This is a genomic window from Nocardiopsis sp. FR4 (genome assembly GCF_009830945.1).
Classification (GTDB): domain Bacteria; phylum Actinomycetota; class Actinomycetes; order Streptosporangiales; family Streptosporangiaceae; genus Nocardiopsis.
Genome location: NZ_VWVV01000027.1, coordinates 103,331 through 109,723 on the forward strand (window position 1 = coordinate 103,331; position 6,393 = coordinate 109,723).

Here is a 6,393-nt window from a genome sequence, read left to right on the forward strand (position 1 = left end):
TGTGTGGGGGGTGGCCCGGCCGCGCCCGCGGGGGTGCGGCCGGGGGTCTGGTGCTGTTCCCTCGGCGGGATCAGGCGGTGCAGGAGAGCGCGGGTGTGGAGACGCTCCCGTTGTGGGTGCCGATGAAGCCGAACGAGGTCGACTGCCCGGCGGCCAGGGTGCCGTTGTATCCGGCGTCGGTGGCGGTGACGGTGGACCCGCTGGTGTTCACCGAGGCGTTCCAGGCGTGGGAGACGCTCTCGCCGCTCCCGAGGGTCCACGTCACCGTCCAGCCGGTGATCGGGGCCCCGGCGGTGACGGTCACCTCGCCCTGGAAGCCGTTGTTCCACTGCCCGGTCACGGCGTAGGAGGCCTCGCAGTCGCCCGCGGGCGGGTCGGTCGGCTCCTCCGTGGGCTCCTCGGTGGGCGGGTCGGTCGGGCCGCCCCCGCCGTAGACGGGTGCCTCCACCGCGGTCGAGGCGATGCCGTCGGGGCCGTGGAAGATGCGCTCGCCCCAGGGGGTCAGGCGGTTGACGTCGAAGTCCTCGACCATGTCCAGGTACTCGACGCCTCCGCCGTTGCCGCTCCAGGACCAGCCGATGTAGCCCAGCCCGAGCCGCTCGGTGTGGGCCATGATCGCGTCCTCGTCGGGGTTGCCGTCGGAGTGGTCGTGGCCGAACTCGCCGACCAGCAGCGGCAGGCCCGCGTCGACGAAGGACTCCAGGTAGGAGACGACCGTCGACTCCTGCGCGTAGACGCCGTACATGTGGATGGAGAAGATCGTGTTGCGGTGCGGGTCGGAGTCGAAGACGGACCGGGCGTTGTCGCGCATGATGCCCTGCCAGTCCTGGCCCCAGTTGGGCGCGTCCACCACCAGCGTGTGGTCGAAGCCCGCGTCGCGCAGGCGCCGGATGGCCGCGCTGGTGTCACCGGCCCAGCCCTGGTTGACGGTCGCGTCGTTGCCGTAGGGCTCGTTGCCGATGTTGACGAGGATGTGGTCCTCCTCGCCCTCGACGGCGTCCTGGACCCGAAGCCAGTAGTCCACGGCCCGGTCCAGCGGGACGGCCGCGGCGGCCTCCCCGTAGCCGGTGGTGTCGTGCACCTCCAGCATGCAGATCAGGCGGTTGGCCTTGCACTCGGCGACGATGTCGGCCACGTCGTCGACGTCGTTCTCCTGCCACTGGTCGCCGCTGCTGAGGACCACCCGCACCGTGTTGGCCCCCAGCGACTTGATGTCGGCGAAGGCTCCGGTCTGGTGGGTGTACCAGGCGTGCGGGTGGCTGACACCGCGGATGACGAAGTCGTTGCCGGAGGCGTCGACCAGGCGGCCGTCGCTGATCCGGAAACCGGTGTCGGCGTGTGCGGGCAGGGTGTACGCGAGTAGCGCCGCCACCAGGGTCAGCACGGACCCCAGGGCGATGAGGAGGCGTTTGATCATCGCGGGACTCCAGACGGGAGGAGATGACAACGTTGTCGGATTACGGTGGTCCACCGCCCGGGGAGGGCGGTGGTGCGGGTGCCGGGGGAGGGCTCGAGTCCTCTCCCCCGGCACCCGGTCCTGTGGCAGGCGTGGCCTGTTCCGGGGCGGTCACGTCCGCGCACGGGACCCCGTACGCTCCTGGCCGGTCAGCCGGGGATCAGGAACTCGTACACGTCAGCTGGGGTGTGGAGACGCTCCCGTTGTGGTTGCCGACGAAGCCGAACGAGGTGGACTGCCCGGCGGCCAGGGTGCCGTTGTAGCCGACGTTGGTCGCGGTGACGGAGGATCCGCCGCCGCTGACCGAGGCGTTCCAGGCGTGGGAGACGCTCTCACCGGAACCGAAGCTCCACGTCACCCTCCAGCCCGTGAGCGGAGCTCCAGCCGTGACGGTCACCTCGGCCTGGAAACCGGTGTTCCACTCGCTGGTGACCCGGTACCGCGCCTCGCACTCGCCCGAGGGCGGGTCCGTCGGCTCGTCGGTGGGCTCCCCGGTCGGGTCGGGGTCGGGGCCCGCGTCACCGCCGAGGGCCTCGTGGATCGCCCAGTAGGCGGGCTTGGGCTGGTAGTTCTCGTCGATCGGCAGGGCCGCGCCCTGGCCGTCGAAGTGGTCGGGCACCCAGGAGTAGGCGTCGGTGACGCCCCAGACGATCACGCCCGAGCACCCGCTGACCGCGTAGCAGGCGTTGACCACGGTCTCGTAGTCGCGGGCCTGCTGCTCCAGCTTCTGCTGGGTGACCGGCATCTGCATGCGGATGTCCAGCTCGGTGATCATGACCTCCAGCCCCAGGTCGGCGAAGCGCTGGATGTTCTGCTGGAGGCTGGAGGGCACCTGACCGGAGATCAGGTGGCCCTGCAGGCCGATGCCGTCGATCGGCACGCCCTGGGCCAGCAGGTCCCGGACCAGTTCGTAGTAGGCGTCGCTCTTGGCGTTGATCCCGTCGATGTTGTAGTCGTTGATGAACAGCCGGGCGTTGGGGTCGGCCGCCCGCGCCATGCGGAAGGACTGGGCGATGAAGTCCCGGCCCAGCGTGCGGTAGAACACCGAGTCGCGGAACTGGGCGTTGTCACCGATGGGCTCGTTGACCACGTCCCAGGTGCCGATCTGCCCGCGGTAGCGCCCCACCGTGGTGCTGATGTGGTTCTCCATGATCTGGGTCAGCTCGCTCCGGCTGAAGTTGCCGTTGGCCACCCAGGAGGGCAGCTGGCTGTGCCACACCAGCGTGTGCCCGTGGATCATCTGGTCGTTCTGCTGGGCGAAGTCGACCACCCGGTCGGCGTTGGTCCAGTTGAACTGTCCCCGCTGCGGCTGGACCGTCTCCCACTTGAGGTCGTTCTCGTGGGTGACGGAGTTGAACTCCGCGGCGGCGGTCTGCCGGTAGGCGGTCTCGTTCAGGCGGTGGGAGGCCACCGCGGTGCCCATGCGCACGCCCCGCTGGTCGGCCAGGTCGCGCAGGGTGGCCGCCTGGGCCTGGGCGGCCTCCTCGGCCGAGACCAGGGTGGCGGTGTTCGTCTGACCGTGTGCGGTGGCGGCGAACGCGCCCGCCACCAGGGTCAGGGCCAGGGCCGTCGCGGCGACGATCCTGTTGCGGGGCCGTTCTCGCCCCTTGGGAAACGACATGGTGCTCCTCGTCATCGGTTGGGTGAGGGGGCCGGGCGCGCCGGAGCGCCCGGCCCCCGGGTCCGGCTACGGTCCGCTAGGAACCGTCACCGAACAGCTCGCCGTGGGTGGCGAGGGCCGTGGCCACGTCGACCTGCGCCCAGAACCGGTGGTAGGTGAACTCGGGCACCGGACCGCCGTTGAGATAGGACTCGACCTGGGGCCAGTTCGGGTCGTCCTCGTAGAAGGACCGGATGGACAGGAACGTGGAGTCGGAGTTGATCGGGTCGCCGTTGGGCATCTGGCCGGTCCACCCCTGCGGGATGTAGAGGCCGCCGTCGGCGGAGCCGAACGGGTCGTCGAAGCGCGCGTAGTCGGCGCGCTGCTCGGGGATGGCCACGCCCAGGTCGTCCTGGTGGGCCATGAGCGCCTCCAGCAGGCCCTCGGCCACCTCGCGGGACTCGGCGTCACCGGTGGCCGCGGAGTAGTGCATGAGGGTCTTGGCCAGGCCCGCGGCGATACCGACGTCCTGGTTGTGCGAGACCACCTCGACCCTCAGGCCGGAGTTGCCCGTGGGCTGACCGGTCCAGGTGTCGGGCTGGCCGCTCCACTCCATGTCGGCGGGGATGGCGAACTCGCCGTTCTCTCCGACGGTGGTGTTGGCGATGGCCCAGGGCACCCAGTCGTCCAGGATGTCCCCGGCGCGCTCGTCGCCCGTGATGCGGTAGTACTCCGCCACCCGCTCGATGTCCCAGACCTGGAACCCGAACCAGCGGTTGGAGGGCGGGTCGTGCCAGACCGGCTTCTCGTCGTAGAACAGCCCGTAGAAGGTGGGCGTGCCCGCGGGCGGCTGGGCGTAGGTGCCCTCCCAGCTGTTGGTCGCGCCGCCGGCGATGCCGCCGTCGGCCGACTGCAGCCACTGGAGGAACTCCAGCTGGCGGTCGAGGCTGGTGTCCCAGTCCTGGGCGCCGGTGGGCGACTGCGGCCGCAGCGCGTCCACCTCCGAGAGCGCGTAGGCGGCCATCACGTTCTGGTAGCCCTGGTGGGCGGACGAGCCGCCGATCCGCCAGGCCCAGGGGTACTCGGCGCTCTCCAGCGCGCCGCCCCAGGAGTAGTACCAGGCCATCAGGTAGTGCGCGGACTCCTTGCCCGACCCGGGCGGGCAGGACTGGGCCCCGACGCAGTCGCCGATCTCCTTGAAGTACTTGTCGAACATGGCGTAGCGCAGGTAGTCGCCCATCTTGGCCGCGTTGGCCACGTTCTCGGCGATCGCGCCCTCGTTGCCCTGCTCGGCGGCCCACTCGTGCGCCAGGTAGGCCACCTGGACGGCGCGCGCGTCGGCGTCGGGGGCGTTGGTGTAGCGCCACTGCTCGGAGTAGTTCTCGTCGTCGGTGAACAGGTCGAGGAACCCGTTCTCGCCGCCGTGCGCGAAGGTCTCGCAGGACGGGTGCGGGACGGTCTCCCAGACCGACTCGTTGGAGCCGCGCTGGAAGGTGTTGATGTAGGCGGGCAGGTCGTCGCTGCCGTCGCCGCAGAACCCGTAGCCGTAGGTGTTGTCCACGTCCAGCAGCCAGTGCATGCCGTAGACCTCGTCGGTGCCGTACGTGCTGCTCAGCTCGTTGGCGATCGGGTCCTGGCCGGCCTCGACCTCGGGGGTCAGCGGCATCGGGTAGTCGCTGGGGTCCAGGGACTCGGGGATGTAGGTCGCCGGGTCCGCGGGGTTGTAGGAGCCGTTGGTGGGCTGGTCGGCGGTGCCCGGGATGATGAAGGTCTCCATCGACTCCCAGGCGTCGTTGAAGGGCTCCCAGTCGCCGGTGACGCGCCCGTAGGACGCCTCCAGCCACAGGTAGTAGCTGTAGGCCTCGGAGGTGGTGGCGTGCCCGTGGTCGGGGGCCTCCACGATCAGGGTCTCCACCGAGTGGTAGGGCACGAGCAGGCCGTCGACCTCGCGGAAGTAGCCGCTGTCGGGGTCCTTGATCTTCTCGTACTGGGCGAGGAACTCCTCCTCGTACTCGTTGGAGGCGCCCGCCCGCTCGCGGGCGGTCACGACCACGGGGTCGTAGCCCTCAGCGGAGACGGTGAACTCGGCCTGCGCCGGATCGCCGGAGCCGTCCCCGGAGGAGGCGATGGTGACCTGCTGGGCGTCGTCCCAGTCGCTCCCGCCGAAGGACAGCGAGGAGCCGGAGGCCACCGAGAGCGCCTGGCTGCCGGAGGTGCGCTCGACGCTGACGGAGACCGCGGCCTCGGGCTCCGCCGAGAGTGCGACGTCGAAGGTGGCCTCGCCGCCGGGGGGCACGGTGACCGAGGTCGGCTGCACGACCAGTGCCGGGTCCTCGGGCTCCTCGTCCTCGCCCGCGCAGTCCAGGCCGTTGAGGGTGAACTCGGTGGGCACGGTGTTGCTGCCGCTGTAGGTGCCCTGGAAACCGAAGGTCGCGGTCTGGCCCGAGGCCAGGCCGGGGGCCCAGGAGGGGCCCTGCGCGGTCACGGAGCTGCCGCTCTGGGAGACCTGCGCGCTCCAGGAGTTGGTGATGCGCTGGTTGCCGGAGAACTCCCAGCCCAGCGTCCAGGTGGAGAGGGAGTCCCCCTCGTTGGTGACGGCGACCTCGGCGGTGAAGCCGGATCCCCAGTCGTTGAGGCGGTAGTCGACGGAGCAGATCGGGGCCGCCTGTGCGGGGCTGGCCGGTAGGAGGGCGGCCACGAGTGCCGCGCCGAAGAGGGCGGAAACCGATCTGCGCCAGCGCGTCGGGCGCGGACCGGAGCGGGGGGTGATCACGTGTCCTCCTTGGAGGTTCTCTCCGTTCCCGCCGCCCGGGACCTGGGGCGCCGCCGGGCGGAACGTGCCGGGTGACCGGCCGGGTCGGAGTGCGGGTGGGGGGTGGGGACCGGGTGTCGGCGTCGTCACCCGGGCCCGTGGCCCGTGGCGTGGGCCTGCCGTGTCCGTGGTCCCGGAAGCGAGTGCGCTTGGGTGCACCCACTCCCGGGAGCGCTCCCATTGCGCGTGGGCCGAAGTTAACACCAGTGACACACGGAGACAATGGGTGTGGAGTAAGTAACTTGTCGTTAAGTTCCGGAAGTTTCCGATGCGACCGGGGCGGGCCGGACCGCGACGGAGGACGGGCGCGGGCAGCGCGCGGCGGAGGTACCCGACCCGCCGTGCAGGGCGGGCACCCCTTCTCGCGGGCCCCTGGCCGGGACCCGCTCGTTCCTACCGGACGGGCGGGTGGGCGTTGGCCAAGAGCTCCTGGAACTGCTCGGAGAACCAGTGACCCGCCACCGGAGCGTTGGGCAGCGCCCCGCTCATGTTGTTGCCGTTACGCGGGTTGCCCTCATAGGTCGG

3 protein-coding genes are annotated in these 6,393 nt (G+C 70.6%); all 3 read right to left on the bottom strand.

What is annotated here, in order from left to right; translation table 11 throughout:
* Nucleotides 1-70: 70 nt before the first annotated feature.
* On the bottom strand, nt 71-1,417 hold the full coding sequence (locus FYW95_RS21825) for a cellulase family glycosylhydrolase (RefSeq protein WP_160050702.1): 1,347 nt from the start codon (nt 1,415-1,417) through the stop codon (nt 71-73).
* Between the two features lie 199 nt (nt 1,418-1,616).
* Nucleotides 1,617-3,077, bottom strand: coding sequence for an endo-1,4-beta-xylanase (locus FYW95_RS21830; RefSeq protein WP_159943407.1), 1,461 nt, complete (start codon nt 3,075-3,077; stop codon nt 1,617-1,619).
* 76 nt (nt 3,078-3,153) lie between these two features.
* Nucleotides 3,154-5,829 carry a glycoside hydrolase family 48 protein gene (locus tag FYW95_RS21835; RefSeq protein ID WP_159943406.1) on the bottom strand — a complete coding sequence of 892 codons (2,676 nt, stop codon included), beginning with the start codon at nt 5,827-5,829 and terminating at the stop codon, nt 3,154-3,156.
* Nucleotides 5,830-6,393: the final 564 nt, after the last annotated feature.